A 21,021-nucleotide genomic window follows, 5' to 3' on the forward strand; every position below is an offset into this window, starting at 1 on the left:
TTGCCTTCTTCAACAGTGATAGGTGTAATTCAAGGAGTTTGCCTAGGCAGATATAACCCTTTTTTAAATAAGGAACTTTGGTGAAAAAAGTTGGATTCGTTTATTCTACAGATGCACCAATGTACAATTGGCAGCAGCGATTTGTCAAGAGTGTCGTGGAAAACCAAAACTTTGAAACGGTGTTTCTTTACTTGGACCAAGCTTTCAAACGAGAAACCGCACCAAATTCCACTATAAATTCGCTCGCCGGAACGCTTTTAAATCTTCATTTGGTTTTCGAAAAAAAACTCTTGAACACCATGCAACCAATATCGGTTACATCGGATTTTTTAAAAAGTACCTATCCTTCTATTACAACCATCAATGTAGCCTCCTTAAGGAAAGATGGTCCTAAAAACCCTGATTTTGAGGTTATCGTAAACCTAACCGATGTTTTGCTATCGGAAGAAGATATTGATGCATCCAAAAACGGCGTATGGAATATACTATTTTCCGATGCCGAACAAAATAGACGCGGTCCCATCGGGTTTTGGGAGGTTTTGGAGGGCGATTCGGGTATCGGGGCAACTTTATGTACCATTGCGGACAACAACCAAGATCGTTGTAACATACGAAGTACGTGCTATTTTAACCGGGCATGGTCCATGTCCGAAACATCTAGAACGGTAACAGAGGGTGCCGTTTCCATGGTGTTGAAGGAATTAAATGCCCTGTCTGATGACAATCGGACTATTTCCTTAAAACCCGATTCCCAACTTCCAAATATGAAATATCCAGGATTTTCGGATGTTTTTAGGTATATGGGTAGATTTTATTATGGATTAGGGGCCAAGGCATTAGAGAAATTGGGGAATGCTTTTTTTGGAATACGGCCGGAAAAATGGTCACTTTTTTTAGGTTATGGCGATTTTGAAACCGCTTCGTTGGACAAATTTAAGTCGGTCCCAATGCCCAAGGACGAATTCTGGGCCGATCCCTTTCTATTTGAACACGAAGGGAGGGATTATGTGTTTTTTGAAAACTATTCCTATCATACAAAAAGAGGAAAAATTTCGTGTGGAATTTTGGAAGACAATACCTTGAAGCACATCAAAGATGTAATGGTAATGGATTATCACCTTTCCTTTCCTTTTATATTCAGGGAAGGAGAGGATATTTTTTTGATGCCGGAAACCTCGGCGAATAAAAGGTTGGAGCTTTACAGGGCTGTCGATTTTCCCATTTCTTGGGAACTATACAGCACCGCTTTTGAAGGGGAACTTGTGGCCGACCCACTTTTTTACAAAGATGCCGACAATCAACGGTGGCTCTTCATTAATAAACAGGCGGACGGGGCGTCACCCATGAACAGTGAACTATTCATCTATCGGGTAGATTCACTACATCTGAAGGAGTTGGTTCCCCATCGCCAAAACCCGGTAATTATTGATGCCCGTGTAGCGCGCAACGGGGGTGGTATTTTCAAAAAGGGCAATGTACCCTTTAGACCTTCACAAAGAAATGAGGATGGGATTTATGGTAGGGCACTGAATATCAATCAAATCAAAAAGTTGAGCTTAGAGGAATATGAAGAAGCGGTGACGGCAGTTTACCATCCAACTTTTGACAAAGGCCTTATGGCCATGCACCATCTACATCAAACCAAAAAAGCCTTTGTTTTTGATGCAGCCTACCGTAATTCATTAAAAATGAAATCCTAAGGCAATGATTATTGGGGCAATCCGCTCCAAATCTCAACATCGTCTATCCACTGATGCATTGGGTGGGTATTTCCATAAACTTGGGTAAGTATGATAAAATCCAAATTGTCGCCTCTGTTGGTAGTAGCACCGTAATGCTCCGCTACCAAGTTTCCGTTCACCCGCATGGAAGCATAACCATCTGAATCTTCGCTCCATTTTAAATAGTACTCCACTTTGAACCATTCTTCCCTAGGTATGGGCACTTGATAGTTCCTTTCTTGCCATATTGGTTCAGCTGGATTTGTATCCCCTTGAAACAGCCAGTGGGCTGTTCCGTTGTCATCCGTGGTGATAAACGCGATCATACGGAAACCATCTGTGCTGCTTGTATTGTATTTTTTTGTCTTATACTCCCAAATGGCGCGCCAATTATCGGGACCATTTAATGAGGTATCATCGATTTTCATCCAATAGCTCATGTAAAGTTCTGTTGGATTTTCCAGAACATTATTTATTTGATACGGTGTTTGGGTTACACCAATGTCATAATTGACACGTTGAAAGAGGGTAGTGGTCTGGTTACCGTCTACACCTACCACAGTATCCATAAAGTTCTGAATGGCAGGACCACCATCATCCTCAATTCTATGGATACCGGCAAAATTCGATCCCAGGATATTGATAGGCCAGGTAAATCCTGTTTCATCATCCTTGCCCCTTATGACTTGATAACCCTCCTTTACTTCATCCACATAGGTATTCGCCTCAAAACCGGAACGGAACAATAATTGCGGTGTGGATGGAAGTGAATCGGTACCTCCATCCTTATTGCAGGAGGCGACCAGTAGCAAGGCCAAAATATATGGCACTAATGTTTTCATAATGGGCTATAGAATACTCCAACATCAACGACATCGGAGCGTAACAATTTTTTTCAAATATAAATAATATCAACAACCTAAAATCAATCGTTTCTTTTTGATTGCCTATATATCCGTCAAATGACCTTTTAGCCTGACTCGCAATTTATATTAGGGATTAGGGGGTAGGGACGCCATCCCAAATTTGCAGGTCGTCCACCCATTGGTACATGGGGTGCGAATTTCCGTAAACCTGGGTGAGCATTATAAAATCCATGGGGTCAGCGTTATAGGTCGTTGGACCATAATGTTCCCCAATAAGTTGGTCGTTGACCTTCATGGAAGCGTATCCGTTGGAATCATTGCTCCAACGCAGAAAAAATTCCAGCTTGAACCATTTGCCCATAATCAAGGGAATTTTATAGTTTTCAACTTGCCAAACAGGCATTTGCGGATTTCTGTCGCCCTGAAACAACCATAAGGGTTTTCCCTGAATGTCCTTTGCCATGTAGGCGATCATTCTAAAACCGTTGTTTTCCGCATAGTTCTTTGTCTTATATTCCCAAAGCGCACGCCATTCATCATTTCCCAACAGCGATACGGTGTCCGTTTTCATCCAGTAGCTTATGTACAATTCCTTGGGATTCTGTTGTATATGATTTATTTGATACGGGGTCTGTGTCACCTGAACGTCATAGGATACTTCCTGATACAGCGTGGTGGTAATAGCTCCGTTTGGCCCTTGAGCCCTTTCCAAGCGATTTGAAATCGCTTTACCATTATCGTCATTTACCCGATGAATGCCACTAAAGTCGGAACCCAAAATAAATAGCGGCCAGGAAAATCCCGTTTCGGTGTCTTTTCCTGTCAAATACTGGTAACCTTCCTGTGGTGCACTTAGCGAAACGCCTTCAAATCCGGATTTAAAAAGTAACGTGGGAGCAGGGTTCTGATATTGGGCCACCGGAGCTATTTCTTCGGATGCAAATTTTTTGGATTTCCCTCCTTTAGTATTGTTTGGTGAGAAAACAAAGAAAGTAATTCCTAAAGCTATTGCTACTAATATCAGGAATTGCCTAATCATTTTCATCACCCGAAAAAATTCTTGATTGGTTAACTGGCGTTAGTATTATTCCTCCATGGTATGATAAACGTTCTGTCTATCATTTTATTTTAATTAAATTGTTGATAATCAAATGATTAATGTAAAATAAAATTCTTTTTGTTCGGCATTTGTTCGAAAATTTAACCTAAATACATGACCGATTTCCTATTAATCTTGGTATATCAACCTTGTAAAAGAACCTGCTCGTTGTGAAATTTAAAATAAATTTAGGGATATTTCCCAATGCAAATATAAGCTACTGTAGTGTTTCTGTGATTAAAGAATTTGCATTATACAGTATTTGCAATATTGGATATTCAAATAATGTTGAACCTCAGAACTGAAAAAAAACTAGCATTTCATATCTTTCTCATTTTATGCCCATTAAAAAAACGGTGGCCTCCAAATACTCTTTTTGCGATCGATAATCCTTTTTCTTCTCAAAATTTACATGTGATAGCTCGCCATAATTTCCATTTTGTTCCAAAGCATGGAGCACACGCAACATTTGGTTGAAGTTTCCTTTTAGTACAAATTGATAGGTATCGTATCGGGTATCCCCTTCGACAAACGTATGGGGCCGATTAAAATCCATGACCTGTACCTGTTGTTTTTCCGCTTCTTGGTTTAGAACCTTTAACAGATTGTTTTGGAAGGAGGTGTCCTTCATATCCATCGAGGTCAAAATGGAATCATAATACACTTTCTGCTGCTCTAGCATCCCTAACTTTTGGGGTAGGTTGGAAAACTGTCCGACTTCCTTGTTCAAAACTTGGTATTGTTTTCGCACGGCAAAAGTCTTGTCAATGGCCAAATAATAACTAGCTACCAACAAAAGCAAAATACCTACTAACAATGCTTTATTTCGTTTATCTAAGGCCATCGATGTTTATTTTTAAAGTGAACTGGGAGGCATCCGAGGAAGCATAGTCGAAATCCAAGGTTTCCACGTTAGCTATCCATTCTTGTTCTTCCAGTTTCTCCAGCCATTGCGAAAACTCTTCGCTATCTTTCGATATTCCCGATACAACGAGACTGGAATCTTCCAATAAAATTGGCTTGTCTTTTTGAACCGTTTTTTCCAAAGGGCGATAGGTCATACCTTCCAACAGGATACTATTTGGAAGGGATATCGCGAGCGCATCCAAGTAGGCGGTGGCATTGGAACTCGAGGATTTTTGCAACATCTCCACCCGTTCCCTTTTGCTTTCAACGGAAAGCCTCAGTTCCTGTAAGGCACCTTTTCGAGACCCATTGGCTTCCAAACTGGAGTTCAATTCTTCAACTTTACCAAAGTAATGCTGATAAATCAGAAAGTTTCCCAATAACAACACGATGAAAAAACCTAGGGCAAACCGAATGCCCGTTTGAAACAATCGTTGGTTTTGGTATTGGTTGCCTAATGATTGTAGCAATCCGGTAAAATTGTTTGAAGGAACAGTCCTCCCCAAGTACCCTAATATGTGGGAGAAGGATAGGATATCATTCGAGGAGAGAGAGAGCCCGTTTACTTCATGAACTTTGGAATAATTGATTGTTTCCTGACTACAACCCTGCAGTTGACCGTTCTGTAACTCTAACTGCCATTTGGCCGTTTGAACGTGGGATTCTTTCAAATGAGGTATTATAGAACGGACGGTAGAAAGCCCCAAGGAAATTGAAAAAGTCCGGATTCCTTTATCCTGTAATCTCTTTAAAAGTGATTCCACGGTTTGTTTACGGGCAATACTGACCATAGAAATGGATTCCTGTTCCAAAATTTGGTAATAAAAATCAGTATGGTCCAAGTTTGGAAACGCCTGATTTACCAAAGAGGCAGGTGAGCTTTCGCCCGATTTCTCCAAACGTTTGGTCAAAACGGCTGGGGTATTGATACAGGCAAAGACCGGGGCCTTTCTATCAATTTCCTTGGACATCTTCTCTAAAGATTCAAATCGTTGGCTATTTTCAATAAGAAGGTTCCCCTTTTTATTGACAACCCTAAGTGCCAAATAGACCTCCCGACCTTCTTCTTCGAGAATTTCGAGACCCTCATAGGTGTGACCCTCCTTCAGATATGTCAATAACTTTTGTAGCACTAGTAAATGACCGTTGGTTTAATTAAAATGGTCAATTTTTGTTTGGTATCCTCACGTCTGCGTTGACTGAACAACCACTTGATGACCGGAACCCGTGCCAATAACGGCACCCCGTTGCCAGAATCGTTCTTGACCTTTTCCTCCAATCCGCCCAAAATGGCCAGATCTTGGTTCTGCATACGGATAATCGAACTGAATTCCCGAGAGGTTAGTCCCGGAGGTGCATCTTCCTCAATACGTTCTCCACTGAAATCGGATTGGATTACATTGATATCCAAGGTCACCTGTCCATCGCCCGATACCAAAGGCTTGATGCCAATGGCCAATTCGGCGTCTATAGGTACATAATTTCGGATTTCGGAGGAGGTAGGTATCTGTGAGCCAAAGAAACTTTGGTTGGTCACAACGTAATAGGTCGTCTCCCCAATGGAAAGATTGGCCCGATGCCCATTCAGGGTAGAAAGCTTAGGGGAAGACCGAATTTTGAGATTACCATTTTCCTCCATGGCCTTGATATTCGCAAAAAACTCGGGGATGACCTTTCCCATATTAAAGGATCCGAAACCATCGAAGCCGCCTATAATCTTATTGACCGTATTGGCCCCCATGGTGACATCCGCACTGGGGAACAATTTGCCTTGGGTGTCTACCGGACCATCGCCAATCCCCCAGCTAATACCCGTCTCAACGGTGGCCGATTTACGGACTTCCAAGATCATTACCTCGATCAAAACCACAGGTACAGGTTTGTCGATTTCCTTGATAAAGGATTTGAATCGGTTGATGTTCGAGGCGGGTCCGCTGATAAAGAAGCTGTTGAGTTCATAATCAACCCTAATATCTAAATCGTCCTTGATTTCGTCCGGAATGATACTAACGATGGCCTCTGCGCCGTCCTGATAATTACCAAAACCATCGTCGCTACGGGTATCTAGGTTTCGCTGATTACCAAACCCTCCTGCTTGAATACCTCCGGAGGTGCCTCCGTTTGCCCCGAAAAAGTTGATATTTCCTTCTTGCGTTCTACCCGATGCCCGTGTACTTCGTACTTGCGATGGATTTCCCAAAAGTTCGACCGAACGGTGCATCATCTGTACCACTTCCACCCTGCGAAGGCTCAATTGGTCCGAGGTACCGAAAAAGTAGATTCCGTCCATTTTCTTATAGGTAAAATGAACAGCTCCACCCGTGTTGGTGGGCGCAGGGATATTATTTCGAATAGTACGATTGGCCCCATTTTGTGCATCAGGGGTTTCGGCTGTAGGCGATGAAACCTGACCGGTGAAGATGTGGTCGAACAGATCATCCAAGTGAATGTCCCTAGCATTAAAGGTAACCAATCCCGCTTGCTCCAAGGGACTGGCCGTGTAGATATTCAGGCGTAAATCTTGTTTAAGGCCCTCCAATATTTGGGCTATGGAGGTATTCTTGAAATCGACATCCAATCGTTGGCGTAGCGTATCCAATACCTGATATCCCAGATTGTTAGTAATCAAACGCTTTTTGGTAGCGGGGCCTTGACCGACGGACTGAAACGAATCGAACAAATAGAATCCATCCTTGGATTTGGTATATTCTAATTGATTGGTCGTAGCCAATTTTTCCATAGCAAGATCAAACGGAACATTGGAGAGATATAGGGTTAAATTAATCTTTTCCATTCCCGTGGCGAACAACAGGTTCTTTCCCGAAACATCCATGATTTTACGAAAGGCCTTGTCCAAGGGGTCGTTTTGAAGATCTAGGGTCAAAAGGTCGTTGTTAGGCTGGTAGGCTGCCACTATTTCCTTTTCAGAAGGAGGTTCTCTGGTAGGTGTATAGCGTTTAATGGCCATAATGTTTCCCGTAAACTCGATATCCAACTGGTATTCCTTGCAGAGATAGACCAAAAGGTCGCTTACCGTTACATTGGAAAAATTGTTGACAAGATTGATATTCGAAATATCCGGGGCAATGGAAAGGTTCAAACCATGCACCTTGGAAACAGCCAGTAAAAAATTGGGTAAGGTGACATTGCTCACGTTAAACTCCAGTTTCAGGTTTTCCTTAAGTTCCGAATTATCGATGGCAAGTACTTCCAGTTGGTTTTTTATCTGTTCGATGCGCCGGGATTCCTGAGCGGAAATCCGCAGACAGCATAAGAGAAGAAATATATAGAGTAGGTGTTTCATGGTGTTGGTTAAGTCCTAATATGTATTAGGAGGTTAGCAATGGAAAGGCTTCGTCCACGGAGGTAATCCCCTTTCTAATGAGTTGAATGGCATTATCGCTTAATGTGGACCATTCCATGGTTTGTAGCAGGTCGTCAATTTCCAGACGGTTTTCACGGATGCTGGCCTGTAAGTTTTTAGTGATCGGTACTATTTCATAGACCGCTTCCCTTCCTTGATACCCTGTATGATGGCATTCATTACAACCTTGGGCAACGTAATGGTCTTTCAAATCTTTGGGAATTTCAAAACCTGTTGGGAATTGGGCGGTGTCAATGGCTTGTTTTTCTTTACAATTAGGGCAAAGCCTTCGCACCAAGCGTTGGGCTAGGCTCATGTTCAAGGTACTGGAAATCAAAAAGGAAGGTACCCCCATATCGATAAGTCGGGAAATGGTTCCCCAGGCCGAATTGGTGTGGATGGTAGATAGCACCAAATGCCCCGTTTGGGCGGCACGGATGGCAATATTGGCGGTTTCGGCATCCCGAATCTCACCGACCATGATGATATTAGGATCTTGGCGGAGAAAGGTCTTAAGGGTTCGGACAAAGTCCAAACCAATATTTTCCTTGAGTTGTACTTGATTGATTCCATCCAGGGTGTATTCAATAGGATCTTCCAAGGTTAGAATGTTGTCCTCCGTCTTGTTCAGTTCCTTTAAAGTGGCGTATAAGGTTGTCGTTTTCCCCGATCCCGTAGGCCCTGAAATCAAGATGATACCACTGGGACGTTTCAGACCCTCTCTGTATAAGCGCAATTCATCCGCAGAAAAACCCAATCGGTCCAAATCAATAATCGTGGTATCCTTGCTAAGAATCCGGAGCACCAATTTTTCGCCATGAAGTACGGGCAGGGTTGAAACCCGAATATCGAATTCACTGCCATTCGTTTGTATTGAAATCCTGCCATCCTGAGGTAGTCTTTTTTCCGAAATATCCAAATCGGCCTTGATTTTTACCTTATTCACCATCGTAGGGTATTTGTCCAATGGAATTGTAAACTGTTCAATGAGTTTACCATCCAGTCGAAAACGCACCCTACATCGGTTTTCATAAGGTTCAAAATGGATATCGCTACTTCCCATATGCTTCGCATCCAACAGAATCTTTTCCAAAAAATCCTCGGAGTAATGTAATACTCCCGAGGAAGTGGGTTGTGATTTTCGATAGTTGGAGGTCAACAAACGCTGGAGCTCATCCGTTTGACATTGTTCCAAATGTACCGTGGTGCCCAAAATGATATTTAATTCGGAGAGTAGCTCCTCCATTCGGTTACTGTCCGTTTTTAGAATTAATCCCTTTTCCGTAGTACGATGGGGCACTATACGGTAATGAAAGGCCTGTTCGGAAGTTATCCGCTGAAGCAATTGTATCGGTATTTGGGAACTTTCCTGTATCATTTTAGATTATAAAAAGGGTAGTGGTTGACATAAAAAAACTGGAAGCATACACCAAGATCAAAAAGCTGCTCATCAGTCCAGCTAAAGGAATAGTGCCTTTGGAGTTTCTATTTAAATAAACGAGGGACCAAAGTAGGGCTACCAAAATGGAAGCCACGAACAATATAATGAACGTGACCGTTGGGAATCCTAGCGCAAAGGCATAGAAGAAAAGCAAGTCCCCTAGACCAAAGCTCACATTTAAAAAGGTCTTTCTGTGTATAAAGCGTGTGTATAGGCCAAGTACTGCCACTATGATCGTAATGACAATACTATTAATCAAAAAATGTGAAAGGGTAACCTCAAAATCGGAGGATAGTAGGTGGATGCCACCCATCAAAAACGCAACTAAGGGAAAAAGGAACCACCAAACTTCCCTGTTCCTAAGGTCCTGAAGGAATATTAGGGCAAGACCCAGTATTAATGCTATTTTTAGAAGAAAAATCAATCCTTTACAATTTGTTTTGGATTCCCTTCCTGATCTATTTCCCAAACGTTTAAAACACCATCACCGTCAAAATCCGTTACAGCCTCCGCCCTGGCACGAAAGGTACTGTTGTCCGCTTCCAGAATTTCATAACGGTAGTTGGCCGTGCCATTTTCCTTGACGGTCTTGGGGGCAATAAAATCGATTTCGTTTAAGTCTGTCGAGTATTTACTATACATGTAATTGTGTGTGGTCTGGGCATTATAGATAGCCTTTAGCTGGGTCTGGGCCTCAATACTTTTTGCCTTCGTAATCAAGGGCATGAGATTGGGCAGGGCCAACAACAAGAGAATCCCTATAATTGCCAGAACTATTAAGGTTTCTTGAAGGTTCAGCGCGGGAATTTTTCGTTTTATTTGCAGGTTTTTCATGTTCGATTTGGTTTGAAAGATGTTTCTATAACTGTGACATCAGAATTGTATTGTAAAAAAAGTAGTATAAATCCTATTTTATATATTTAATTATATGAAACCCTTGGTTCTTGCTGCGTGTAATAGTTCTTGATTACTGCCGTTAGCAACACCTAAGAGTGATTTTAAATCTTTTTTTCTTCGTTCAATACTTGGTAAAGAAAGTGGAATGTAATCTGGAAGTTCCTTCATTTTAAATCCAAGGGATAGATGGTACAATATTTTTCGGTTTAAGGAATCCACATATACATCCTCAAAATTCTGGTTACTTAACAAATGTCGTACACTGGGACTGTAGTAGTTTTTGCCTCGAACAACAGCGGAAACAGCTTCAATCAAGACATCTTCGTCTATATCCGATTTAATCAAGAAACCTTCTGGCTTCAAGGAATGGAACACATTTGTTATAACACTAATATCATTCAATCCCGTTTGGACGATTATTTTAGTCTCTGGGAACTTAGACCTAATTCGAAGCCCTAAATCCTCACCTCCAACAGCAATACCGCAGGTGGAGGCTGGAAGGGAAATGTCCAGAAGAGCTATTTGATAAAAGTCCGAATCTGAATCATTCATTTTCTGAAGGACATTATCACAACTGTTGGCTTCATGGAAGACTAGGTTTAAATCCTCTTGTATGCCGGCCAATGTGTAGCAATATCCTTTAACTACCATTGGGTGATCATCGATAATTAATAGATGGTTTACAAGCATAAATTCATAAAATCTATATGCCAAAAACGGGAAGCCGTTAATAATATTTTAATGAATTCTGATAATTTTAGGTATCTGTTACTTCTTTGGAGTTATTAGTGAAGAATTGATAAAGTTTAACTTTTTAGGTACAATAAATAAAAATAAGAAAAATCTTACAAAACAATGGTTTTCCCATCATAACTCCTCTTACGATTATTTTCTCCTTTTTCGATGAATGGTTTATTTTTCCAGTATTTCATCGATTTTTTAGTTCATATGTAGGTCTTTTCTACCCTTTACCGAAAAGTATTAGGTTGAATTTCAATGATACAATTGATTTGTTTGAAACCAAATTTTTCAAACGGATAACTCATCAATATAAATTGTATCAAGCTTATGAAAGCATTCAATCAATCTCATTTTCAAATTGGAAAACCTTTAAATGGTATTCTGAAAAGAAGTCATAGTTCCATCATTTGGGTACTTTCTATTTATCTTCTTGCCCATAATGTTTCCTTAGCTCAGGAGGAGGATATTTTTAAAGGAGAACTGGCAAAAGTGTATAATGAAGTCAAATCTCCGGAAGCTGCAGCATTTGAAAAATATGGCAACACAGAAGTAAGTCTATATACTGGCACTCCTCAAATAAACATCCCTCTGCATACCCTAAGTGGACGAGAATTTTCTTTGCCGCTAGCGCTCACGTATGACGCTTCAGGCATTAAGGTAGAACAAATGGCCACATGGGTGGGATTGGCTTGGAACCTAAATCTTGGAGGAAAGATAACCCGTATTACTAATGGATTGCCTGATGACTACATTACAGGTACATATGATACAATGTTTAACGATGTTGCTACGCAACAGATATCTCAAAACTACATTGATAATTACGCTTCGTTTATTTCCAATCCAACATTCCCAAATGATACAAGTGCTCAAAATTATATCCAATACCTATTCGACGTAAACTTTAATTGGGTGGACGCTCAGATAGATTACTATCAGTTAAGTGCGCCTGGACTAAATGAAACCGTAATTCTGGAAAAAAATCCTACAACAAGCGGATTTACGGCAAAGGCACTGAACAACCCTCGCATCAAAATTGAATATACCACAAGTGATACACCCATACATATAGCTACTTGGACCATAACCAATGAGGATGGCACTAAATATGTCTTTTCTGATAATGAGCTAACAGACAGGCGTAATGAATCAGCAGATCAAGGAGAATTGATGGGTGATGCGATTACCGAATATATTTCCGCATGGAACCTTACCCAAATAGTTTCTAAAAATGGAAAGGATACATTTGATATAACTTATCAAGATGAGGGCTTCGAATCGCTGCAATCCTTTGCATCTGCTGCAGGTTCCTTGGTAACGGAGATTCTGCCGAATACCTATAATTATCCTGCACCGGCCTCCCCTTTGAACGTAACCAATGTTGTATCAAGCGTAAAGCAACGTTTTCCCTACGAAATATTCTTGAACACAAAAAAAATGGTACGACTCAACAGGGGTACAAGAAAGGATGTTGATATCACGGACAAGAATAAAAGATTGGCATCCATCGATATTTATGATTGGCAAGGAGGTGTGATCAAGTCAATTGAATTTGACAACAACCATTATTTCAATTCAGATGGCCTTTCAAATGCGAATATTTTTAGTACAGGAAAGTCCTACTATGACATACGATTGAAAATGAATGGGATTTCCATAAAGGGGAGTGATGCGATAGATTATCAAAACTACTTTTTTGAATATATAAATCCAGATGGTTTACCACCAAGGGACTCCTTCGCCCAAGACTATTTTGGGTATTATAACGGGGCCGGAAATAATACAACCCTTTATGAAACCGTAGCGGTAGATAATTATGTTTTTGGTGGGGCTGATCGAGAGCCCAATAATTCATACGGCAAAATTGGCACTTTGAATAAAATCGTTTATCCCACAGGTGGTTACACAGAGTTTGGTTACGAAGGTCACGAAGTTTACTCGTCCTCAACGAATACTTTTCAGGATGCGGTAATGGCGGCCAATCTAACTACCTCTAGTCCTACTACCCCGGACCTATATAGAGATGATCAAGGTGTTTTGTGTGATGATAAATACATAGCGCCTTTCGACCCGAGGATAGTCATCAAAAGTTTTAATGTGTTAGAAGCGGATGATTATGTGATATCCTTAGTTTCCAGCAATAATGACGTAGAGTTTTATTTGGTTGATCCATTGAATATTCCATCACCTTATAATAATTATTGTGATTTTGTTAATGGTCCAAGTGGAAACGTAATAGGATTAATGCCAATGCTTTCTTCAGGTAACCAAACGGTCTATTTAACACCAGGTAAGTATAAGGCGCTATTGCTGTTAGGAAATTTAAATCAATCACCTTCAATAAGTGCCTCTGTTTCAATCTCAAGACAGGTCACAAATCAAGTTTGGGCAAATAGGGATATTGGAGGGCAAAGAATCTCATCGGTTAATGACTTTACCTCTAGTGGCAATATAGCAACAAAAAAAATTGTGAGCTACAATAACGATAACGATGAGAGTACGGGTACCGTTAACTATAAACCAATACTGCATTCCTTTAGGGCCAATGAAAGTGAAAACGGATTCAAATCACAACTTGTAAGATATGGAACGTATGCCAAAGGGAGCGAGCCTTATGTTACCTATTCGTCCGTAACCGAATCCATGGTCAATTCAGCTAATGAAAAACTTGGCGAAACACGGCATAATTTTTATAAAGGTTCTAAGGGCAGTACACCTATGCCTTCACCCCCATATGAAAACTGGTATATCCCGAGTCTCTCAGTGGGTAACCTTTCCTCCAAGAGTATTGGTATGGAAGGTGGCACAAAGGAGCTAATTTATGAGGAGTACGATTATTACGAAACGCTTCAAAGACCTATAAATATAAAATCCTTGGTCACGTATGTCGAGAACGATAATTTTCAGAAAACCATTTTTTTTAAGCAGAATAATGGAACTGATAATATTCAGGGTACGTCAGATGACTTTGTAACCTTGGAATATTTGAACACCTTCGAGTGTGATCCAAATGGACAAAATGGAGGGTCGTTAGGAAATATGTGTCCGTTATCCGATCATATAACGAACTATCAAAGTTATGGATACTTGGGTTATATGGACCCAAAATATTCTCCCTACAAAGCTAGGGTTTCTTCAACCGCAGGTGCCTATGGAGGTATAAACTATTACAAAAGGGAATCCAAATTTTATGATAATAGTGGTAATCTAATAGATACATTGGTAAGTGAAGAAACTACGACATATGACAATCTGGAAACGAGCCCAAAGTATCTACCTAGAAAAAAGGTGACTTCAGATAGTAAAGGGGACCAGATTGAAACCACTTATTTTTATCCTCACGACAATTTGGTAAGTGCTTCGTCCAACCTAATAAGTGATAACAGAATTTCTGAGGTAGTTCGCACTGAAATAAAAAAGAATCCTGGCGAACTGGATGAGTCAGAAATTAGCACGGTTGAGAAGAACTTTTCCGTATTCGGTAATGCTATCATGCCAACTGAAATAATTACAACCAAGGGAGGTCAAAGTGATGACAGTAGAGGTGAGTTTGAATATTATTCTGGAGGTAATATAAAAACAACCAAAAAGATAAATGGACCGATTACCTACTACATTTGGGGGTATTCCTCACAATTTCCAATTGCAACGATTGAAAATTTTGATGAAAACGAAGCTACGGCCCTTCAAAGCCAAATTTCTAGTTGTGTTTCCGCCTCTAACTCCGATAATGGAACCATAGCCGCTGAGAATGCCTTACGTGCCTCCTTACAAAATCTAAGAAACGCATTGCCTGAAGATGCTTTGATGACCAGTTATACCTATGATCCTACTATAGGAGTAACAAGTATGACGGACACTAGAGGTAATACCTCGTATTACGAATACGATGAGTTTAACCGACTCAAAGAAGTAAAGGACAACCAACAAAAACTATTAACCGATTATAACTACCACTACAAAGGGCAGAATTAAACCAATACCAAGAATATGAACAAGATATATATAATACGATTTGAAAAAGCCTTAAAAGTATTTACACTTTTTGCACTATTGTTAATCTTTTATAAAGGTCACGCACAAAATTTCGATGGTTCTTCCATTGTAGGTACATGGAGCGCGGATTCAAAATCCACCATGGCGGGTATTTCTAAGGAGAACAGGGAGATCATAAGTGCCTCCCCCGAGATAGGGGCGAAGCTTTCCCAGGGAATCGAGGGAAGGACCCTGACGTTCCATCCCACGGGAATGTTCCAACAAACGGACGGTTCCGGGAACGAGGTAAAGGGCCTATGGGAATTGAGTGGAAACACGCTCACTATAAGAAGTGAGAGCGGTAGTGAATGGATCCAACAGGTACTAGCGGTAACAAATAATAAGCTATTGCTGGGACAGGCATCAAAGGATGAGTTCGAACCGATGATACCCGTACTTCATTTAACCAAAAACCTTTAATCCACTCAAATTTCTGAATCATGGGTAAACATACAATATTCAACAAATGGGCCTTGAGCCTAGGTATCGTACTTATGGGCGTTTGGTCCGCAAGTGGACAATATTCCTTAAACGGCCCAACCAGTGCCTTGACGGGCGAGACCAAGACCTATACAGTAAGCGGGTCCAACATAGCCTATATCAATTGGAGCGCTAACAATGGGGCTACGATAGGAGGGATTTCCGCAAATAGTGCGAACTGTCAATTCAACAATTCTGGCGGAACTAGAATTTATGCGACCATAGGGGACGAATTCAATAATGTCTACAACCGGAAAAGAGATGTAACGGTATGTGCCACCTTAAACGGTGGAAGTATAACTGGTGCGCAAACTGTTTGTACATCGCCGGCGAACCCCACAATATTGGGCAATTCGGCTTCCGCGACCGGTGGGAACGGTAGTTTTTCCTATCAATGGTATTATTCGGATAACAATTCCAGTTGGGTTACCATCAGCGGGGCAACCGCTTCATCGTATGATCCGCCGACGGGTTTAACAGGAAGTAGATGGTACCGTAGGAAGGTCACCAGTTGTTCACAGATCAAATACTCGAATACCGTAAAGGTAACAATGGCGCCGGCTTTGAACGCGGGCACCCTGCAAAGCCCAGCCACGGTCTGTTATGGGGGTAATCCAGGACCTGTTACGGCATCCGTTAATCCTAGTGGTGGTAATCTTAGCTATAGTTACGCATGGCAGTATTCGACCACGGGAACAGGTGGTTGGGTCACTATCTCCGGTGCTACTGGAGCTACCTATGACCCGCCGAGCGGTGCCACTTCGACCTTGTGGTATCGAAAAAAAGTGACCTCGTGTACCATGGTACAATATACTGCCGGGGTGCAGGCCAAGGTGCTTGCGGACGTAAATCCGGGAAGCATCAATGGAACACAGACCATTTGTTATGGAGGAGATCCCGCGACCCTTGGTAACAGCGTTTCTCCTTCGGGCGGGAATAACAGCTATACCTACGCATGGCAATATTCAAATACCGGGACTGGTGGATGGACGACCATTAGCGGGGCAACATCTAGTACATATGACCCACCGGGAGGGCTTACCACTACCAGATGGTATAGACGCGTGGCCATCTCATGCAGTCAAAATAAATATTCGAACAATATCGAGGTAACGGTGAATCCGGCTTTGGTCGCCGGTAGTATCTCCGGCACACAGTCCATATGTTCCGGCGAAGGACTAAGTGCCATTGCCAGTACATCCTTGGCGACCGGTGGTAACGGTACATATGCCTACCAATGGCAGTCATCAACGAATAATTCTACATGGAACAATATTACAGGTGCAACTGCCACCACGTATACCCCTTCAGAGATCATTGGCACAACATGGTACAGGAGAGGTGTTACATCCTGTGGAACACTCTACACAACATCCGTTCAAATTACCGTCGAACAGGCCACTACATGGTATGCCGATTTTGATGGGGACGGATTCGGTGACCCTGCCACGGCGCTGTCCAGTTGCTCACAGCCCACAGGGTATGTATTGGATAACTCGGATGCCTGTCCCGCGGAACAGGGTTCAAATAATGGGTGCGATCATTCGATTGCCGTTCCAAGTGATGAAAACTATGTTTATACGCGTACCTATCAAAAATCTATGACAACCAACTCCGAGATTTCGAGTAACAGGGACATTATCGAGCAAATCGCATATTTTGACGGATTGGGAAGACCTATGCAACAGATAGCAATTAAGGCCTCCCCGGAACGAAAGGATATAGTTACCCATGTGGGGTATGACGGCTACGGGCGTATGGAAATGGAGTGGCTTCCCTATAACGAGGTGAATGGGGCCATAGGTTCCTACAGGACGGGTGCGGCCGTGGCAACGGACGACTATTACGAGCTGAATTATCCCAGTGACATTAATCCTGCCGACCCCAACCCCTTTTCCCGGAAGCAATTCGAGGCCTCGCCCTTGAACCGCGTGCTAAAACAGGCTGCACCGGGCCATGATTGGAGGTTAGGCGGAGATAAGGAAATAGAGTTCGGCTACGAGATCAATTCCGCGAACGAGGTACTTCAGATGGAGGTTACTACGGTCCCTGGGAACAATACCTATGTACCCACCTTGGTACATGGCAACGGTGCGGTATATTATGCCCCGGGAAGACTGTACAAAACGGTGACCAAGGACGAGAACCATCCCGGTACGGCCACGAAGAACCATACAACGGAAGAGTTCAAGGACAAATCCGGAAGGGTAGTTCTCAAACGAACCTATGGGGACTCGGATGTTGATGGAAACGGACTTATAAGTTCAAATGAAATGGAGATCCCGCACGACACCTATTACGTGTACGATGACTATGGGAACCTTACCTATGTGATACCACCAAAGGTGGACACCGGTAACGGGGTAGACGCCACGGAATTATCGGAACTCTGTTACCAGTACGTTTACGACCAGAGGAACAGGCTGGTGGAAAAGAAAATACCGGGCAAAGGATGGGAATACATTGTATACAATAAGCTGGACCAGCCCATCATGACCCAAGATCCCAACTTGGCCGATGATGATAAATGGCTGTTCACGAAATATGATGCCCATGGCAGGGTCGCCTATACGGGGATTGTCAACAATACGGGTAACAGAACCGCTTTGCAGACCAGTGCGGACGGTTTTACTACACAGTACGAGACCAAGAGCTCCACACAGGGAAGCTTGGACAATACCGTGATTTATTATAGTAACGATGCTTTCCCAAATACGGGTATAGACGACCTGTTGACGATAAATTACTATGACAGCTACACTTTTGACAGGCCTGGATTGAGCCTACCGGTCACCGTTTTGGGCCAGGCCACGACCCTCGAAGTGAAAGGTTTGGCAACAGGAACGAAAGTACGAGTCCTGGGGACCGATGATTGGATTACGACCATGTTCGGTTATGATGAAAAGGGAAGGTCGATTTGGACCAAGGGTACCAACGATTATTTGGATACCACCGATCTTGTAGAGAGCGAACTGGATTTTGCCGGAAAGGTACTCCAGAACAAATCCGTTCACCAACGGACAGGGTATACCGATATCATCACTATAGATAGCTATGCCTACGACCATATGGGCAGGCCCACCGTTCATACGCAGAACCTGGATGGAACCGTGAATACCATTTCCAGTAACGAATATGACCCATTGGGCCAATTGATCGGTAAGTCGGTCGGGGGCACTGCCAAGGACGAGCCACTGTACCTAACGGATATGGTCAACGTTTCCTTGAACGGAACAACCATCACCAATACGGCTGCCACGGGTAGCTGGAATAATGGATTTGCCTCGGCCAATTTCATAGACGGGGACGGATATGTGGAATGGGAGGCCGTGGATACCAATACTTCTATTATGATAGGGCTCTCCTCGGACAATCCCGATGCCAACTTCAGTACTATCGAGTATGCAATTTACACAAGGTATGACGGTAGTATCCGCGCATATAAGGACGGGGTGACCCTTGGAACCTTTGGTAACTACAATGTGGGAGATGTACTTAGACTTGAGCGTAAGGGAAATGTTCTTGAATACAAGCACAATGGAGTTACATTTCATTCGCTCACACTTTCATCCGTAGTTCCATTACTTATAGATGCCTCAATGCATGAAGTAGGTAGTAGTATTGCCAATTTAAAGTTCAACGGTGACGGGCCGCGACCTGCCGCCACGCCGTTGCAGACAGTTGATTATACATACAACGTAAGGGGCTGGCTAAAGGGCATAAACGATCCCGGCGATATGGGTGGGGACCTCTTCGCCTTTGGCATCAACTATAACACTGCTTCCCACGGGGGAACGGGGCTGTTCAATGGCAATATCTCGGAAACGGAATGGCGAACGGCCAATACGGATAGTTCAATAAAATGGTATCGATACGGATACGATGCCCTTAACCGTATCACCTCAGGGATCGACAATACAGGAAACTATAACCTGAGCAATGTCAGCTATGACCAAAATGGGAATATAATGACCCTTTCCAGGTTTGGTTGGCAAAACGGATCACCCTATCCAAACATGGACGTGCTGGACTATGACTACGATACTGGAAACAAGCTTGTAAGGGTGGCCGATGCCGGTAATGACTCCTATGGTTTTATTGATGGTACGAACACTGGTAACGACTATGGCTATGACGATAACGGAAACATGACCATGGATTTAAACAAGGGGATCCAGACCAATGGGATTTCCTATAACCACCTGAATCTTCCTACAAATGTTGTGGTAAGTGGTTATCAACCGGGAACGATTTCCTATATTTACGATGCCATGGGTACGAAACTGGAAAAATCTTTAGGGACTACCACCACGCACTATGCGGGGAATCATGTCTATGAGAACGGCACGTTGCAGTTCTTCAGCCAACCGGAAGGCTACGTTACTCCCAATGGAAGTGGTGGCTACGACTATGTGTACCAATACAAGGACCACCTGGGCAATGTAAGACTCTCCTATCAGGACATCGACAACGATGGCTCGGTGGACAGCTCCGAGATACTCCAAGAAAGAAATTATTACCCCTTCGGCCTCGAGCACAGGGGCTACAACGGCAGCGTGCAGGGCGTGAAGAACAATTACATGACCTATAATGGCAAAGAGTGGAACGAAAGTCTGGGATTGAATCTTTACGAAATGGATATGAGGCAGTATGATCCTGCCATTGCTAGATGGACTTCTATGGATCCTGTCACGCACTTTGAATATTCTACTTATTCTGCATTTGACAATAATCCGATTTATTGGGCAGACCCAAGCGGTGCTGATAGTTGGTCCTATCTAGACAACGGAGTATATAGGAATAATGAGACAGGTGAAGAAACCAAAGACTATCAAAGAGCGATTAGTGAGACCCAAGACCACTTTGGAGAAGGCCCTCAAGACATAATAAAGATTGACAACAAAAATAAAAGGGTGGATATCATAAAAACAGATGATGATTTTGATACTGTCAGTATAGATGGACAGGAATCATTTAGGGCTGAAAAGGGTGTAACTGAAGAAATTTTTGCTGGCATGGATTACTCGATTTGGAGACCTGAAGGTGCTGGGCATACGTTTACAGATCTTGGTATAGCTACCGTTTCGGGTGAATTAGCATTTCAGTGGCTTGCCAAAGGATTTTCAAGTTTAAAGTCGTTGTGGTGGGCAAAAAGAGCCAAACAGGTCGAGAGTGTAGTTGATAAACTAAGCCCTTTTGATTTGAAGGCAACCCAATCCATCACGCTTTCAAAACGAAATTTCCAACTTTTAGTAAATGATATTAAGGCCAATGGAATTACAACCCCAATAGAATTTGCTGTAAAGAACGGTGAAAGATTTATCCAAAATGGCCACCATAGGGCTTATATTGCAAAAAGACTAGGCATCAAAAACGTGCCAGTTAAAGAAGTACCCTATAAGGCAGGTATGGAGATTGTCCAGCCAGGGAATAATCCAGGTTATTTAAACTATATAAAGTATTAACTAGCT

Annotated in this window: 13 protein-coding genes; 4 read left to right on the forward strand and 9 right to left on the reverse strand. The window is 42.5% G+C overall.

Going from position 1 to position 21,021, the window contains the following annotated elements:
- Positions 1 to 80: 80 nt before the first annotated feature.
- Entirely contained in the window at positions 81 to 1,700 is a 1,620-nt protein-coding gene (locus F0361_RS11125; protein WP_154918687.1) for a glucosamine inositolphosphorylceramide transferase family protein, read from the forward strand.
- An 8-nt stretch (positions 1,701 to 1,708) separates the two neighbouring features.
- Here the strand turns inward: F0361_RS11125 and F0361_RS11130 are convergent, their stop codons facing one another.
- The 9 genes from F0361_RS11130 to F0361_RS11170 all read right to left on the reverse strand — a co-directional run bounded on the left by F0361_RS11130 (position 1,709) and on the right by F0361_RS11170 (position 10,984).
- A complete protein-coding gene (locus tag F0361_RS11130; protein ID WP_154918688.1) occupies positions 1,709 to 2,563 on the reverse strand; it encodes a hypothetical protein in 855 nt (284 codons plus the stop codon).
- Positions 2,564 to 2,720: 157 nt separating this feature from the next.
- Positions 2,721 to 3,632 (reverse strand): hypothetical protein, encoded by a 912-nt coding sequence (locus tag F0361_RS11135; RefSeq protein WP_154918689.1) that lies wholly within the window; start codon positions 3,630 to 3,632, stop codon positions 2,721 to 2,723.
- A gap of 385 nt (positions 3,633 to 4,017) precedes the next feature.
- Positions 4,018 to 4,530, reverse strand: a complete 513-nt coding sequence (locus F0361_RS11140) for a hypothetical protein (protein ID WP_154918690.1) — start codon at positions 4,528 to 4,530, stop codon at positions 4,018 to 4,020.
- Positions 4,517 to 5,710 carry a hypothetical protein gene (locus F0361_RS11145; RefSeq protein WP_154918691.1) on the reverse strand — a complete coding sequence of 398 codons (1,194 nt, stop codon included), beginning with the start codon at positions 5,708 to 5,710 and terminating at the stop codon, positions 4,517 to 4,519. Before F0361_RS11145 ends, F0361_RS11140 begins: the two co-directional genes overlap by 14 nt.
- A 14-nt stretch (positions 5,711 to 5,724) precedes the next feature.
- Positions 5,725 to 7,896 (reverse strand): type II secretion system protein GspD, encoded by a 2,172-nt coding sequence (locus tag F0361_RS11150; protein ID WP_154918692.1) that lies wholly within the window; start codon positions 7,894 to 7,896, stop codon positions 5,725 to 5,727.
- 25 nt (positions 7,897 to 7,921) lie between these two features.
- On the reverse strand, positions 7,922 to 9,334 hold the full coding sequence (locus F0361_RS11155; RefSeq protein ID WP_154918693.1) for a GspE/PulE family protein: 1,413 nt from the start codon (positions 9,332 to 9,334) through the stop codon (positions 7,922 to 7,924).
- A 1-nt stretch (position 9,335) separates the two neighbouring features.
- Positions 9,336 to 9,821 (reverse strand): hypothetical protein, encoded by a 486-nt coding sequence (locus F0361_RS11160; protein WP_154918694.1) that lies wholly within the window; start codon positions 9,819 to 9,821, stop codon positions 9,336 to 9,338.
- Entirely contained in the window at positions 9,818 to 10,231 is a 414-nt protein-coding gene (locus F0361_RS11165; RefSeq protein ID WP_154918695.1) for a general secretion pathway protein GspG, read from the reverse strand. The genes F0361_RS11160 and F0361_RS11165 overlap by 4 nt, the downstream gene beginning before the upstream one ends.
- A 90-nt stretch (positions 10,232 to 10,321) precedes the next feature.
- Entirely contained in the window at positions 10,322 to 10,984 is a 663-nt protein-coding gene (locus F0361_RS11170; protein ID WP_154918696.1) for a response regulator, read from the reverse strand.
- A 378-nt stretch (positions 10,985 to 11,362) separates the two neighbouring features.
- Between F0361_RS11170 and F0361_RS11175 the strand changes: the two genes are divergently transcribed.
- From F0361_RS11175 to F0361_RS11185, 3 genes are read left to right on the forward strand one after another with little or no spacing between them, the layout of a single operon-like run.
- Entirely contained in the window at positions 11,363 to 15,010 is a 3,648-nt protein-coding gene (locus F0361_RS11175; protein WP_154918697.1) for an RHS repeat domain-containing protein, read from the forward strand.
- Positions 15,011 to 15,025: 15 nt separating this feature from the next.
- Complete coding sequence (locus F0361_RS11180) at positions 15,026 to 15,490, forward strand: lipocalin family protein (protein ID WP_154918698.1); 465 nt, start codon at positions 15,026 to 15,028, stop codon at positions 15,488 to 15,490.
- Between the two features lie 20 nt (positions 15,491 to 15,510).
- Positions 15,511 to 21,015, forward strand: a complete 5,505-nt coding sequence (locus F0361_RS11185) for a DUF6443 domain-containing protein (protein WP_154918699.1) — start codon at positions 15,511 to 15,513, stop codon at positions 21,013 to 21,015.
- Positions 21,016 to 21,021 lie beyond the last annotated feature (6 nt).

Source organism: Maribacter flavus (genome assembly GCF_008386635.1).
In the GTDB taxonomy this organism is placed as follows: Bacteria; Bacteroidota; Bacteroidia; order Flavobacteriales; family Flavobacteriaceae; genus Maribacter; species Maribacter flavus.

Bases quoted from the DNA above. Each gene is read 5' to 3' on its own strand.
- F0361_RS11170 (WP_154918696.1), bottom strand. From the start codon at position 10,984: ATGCTTGTAAACCATCTATTAATTATCGATGATCACCCAATGGTAGTT.
- F0361_RS11150 (WP_154918692.1), bottom strand. From the start codon at position 7,896: ATGAAACACCTACTCTATATATTTCTTCTCTTATGCTGTCTGCGGATT.
- F0361_RS11165 (WP_154918695.1), bottom strand. From the start codon at position 10,231: ATGAAAAACCTGCAAATAAAACGAAAAATTCCCGCGCTGAACCTTCAA.
- F0361_RS11185 (WP_154918699.1), top strand. From the start codon at position 15,511: ATGGGTAAACATACAATATTCAACAAATGGGCCTTGAGCCTAGGTATC.
- F0361_RS11140 (WP_154918690.1), bottom strand. From the start codon at position 4,530: ATGGCCTTAGATAAACGAAATAAAGCATTGTTAGTAGGTATTTTGCTT.
- F0361_RS11155 (WP_154918693.1), bottom strand. From the start codon at position 9,334: ATGATACAGGAAAGTTCCCAAATACCGATACAATTGCTTCAGCGGATA.
- F0361_RS11180 (WP_154918698.1), top strand. From the start codon at position 15,026: ATGAACAAGATATATATAATACGATTTGAAAAAGCCTTAAAAGTATTT.
- F0361_RS11135 (WP_154918689.1), bottom strand. From the start codon at position 3,632: ATGAAAATGATTAGGCAATTCCTGATATTAGTAGCAATAGCTTTAGGA.
- F0361_RS11175 (WP_154918697.1), top strand. From the start codon at position 11,363: ATGAAAGCATTCAATCAATCTCATTTTCAAATTGGAAAACCTTTAAAT.
- F0361_RS11130 (WP_154918688.1), bottom strand. From the start codon at position 2,563: ATGAAAACATTAGTGCCATATATTTTGGCCTTGCTACTGGTCGCCTCC.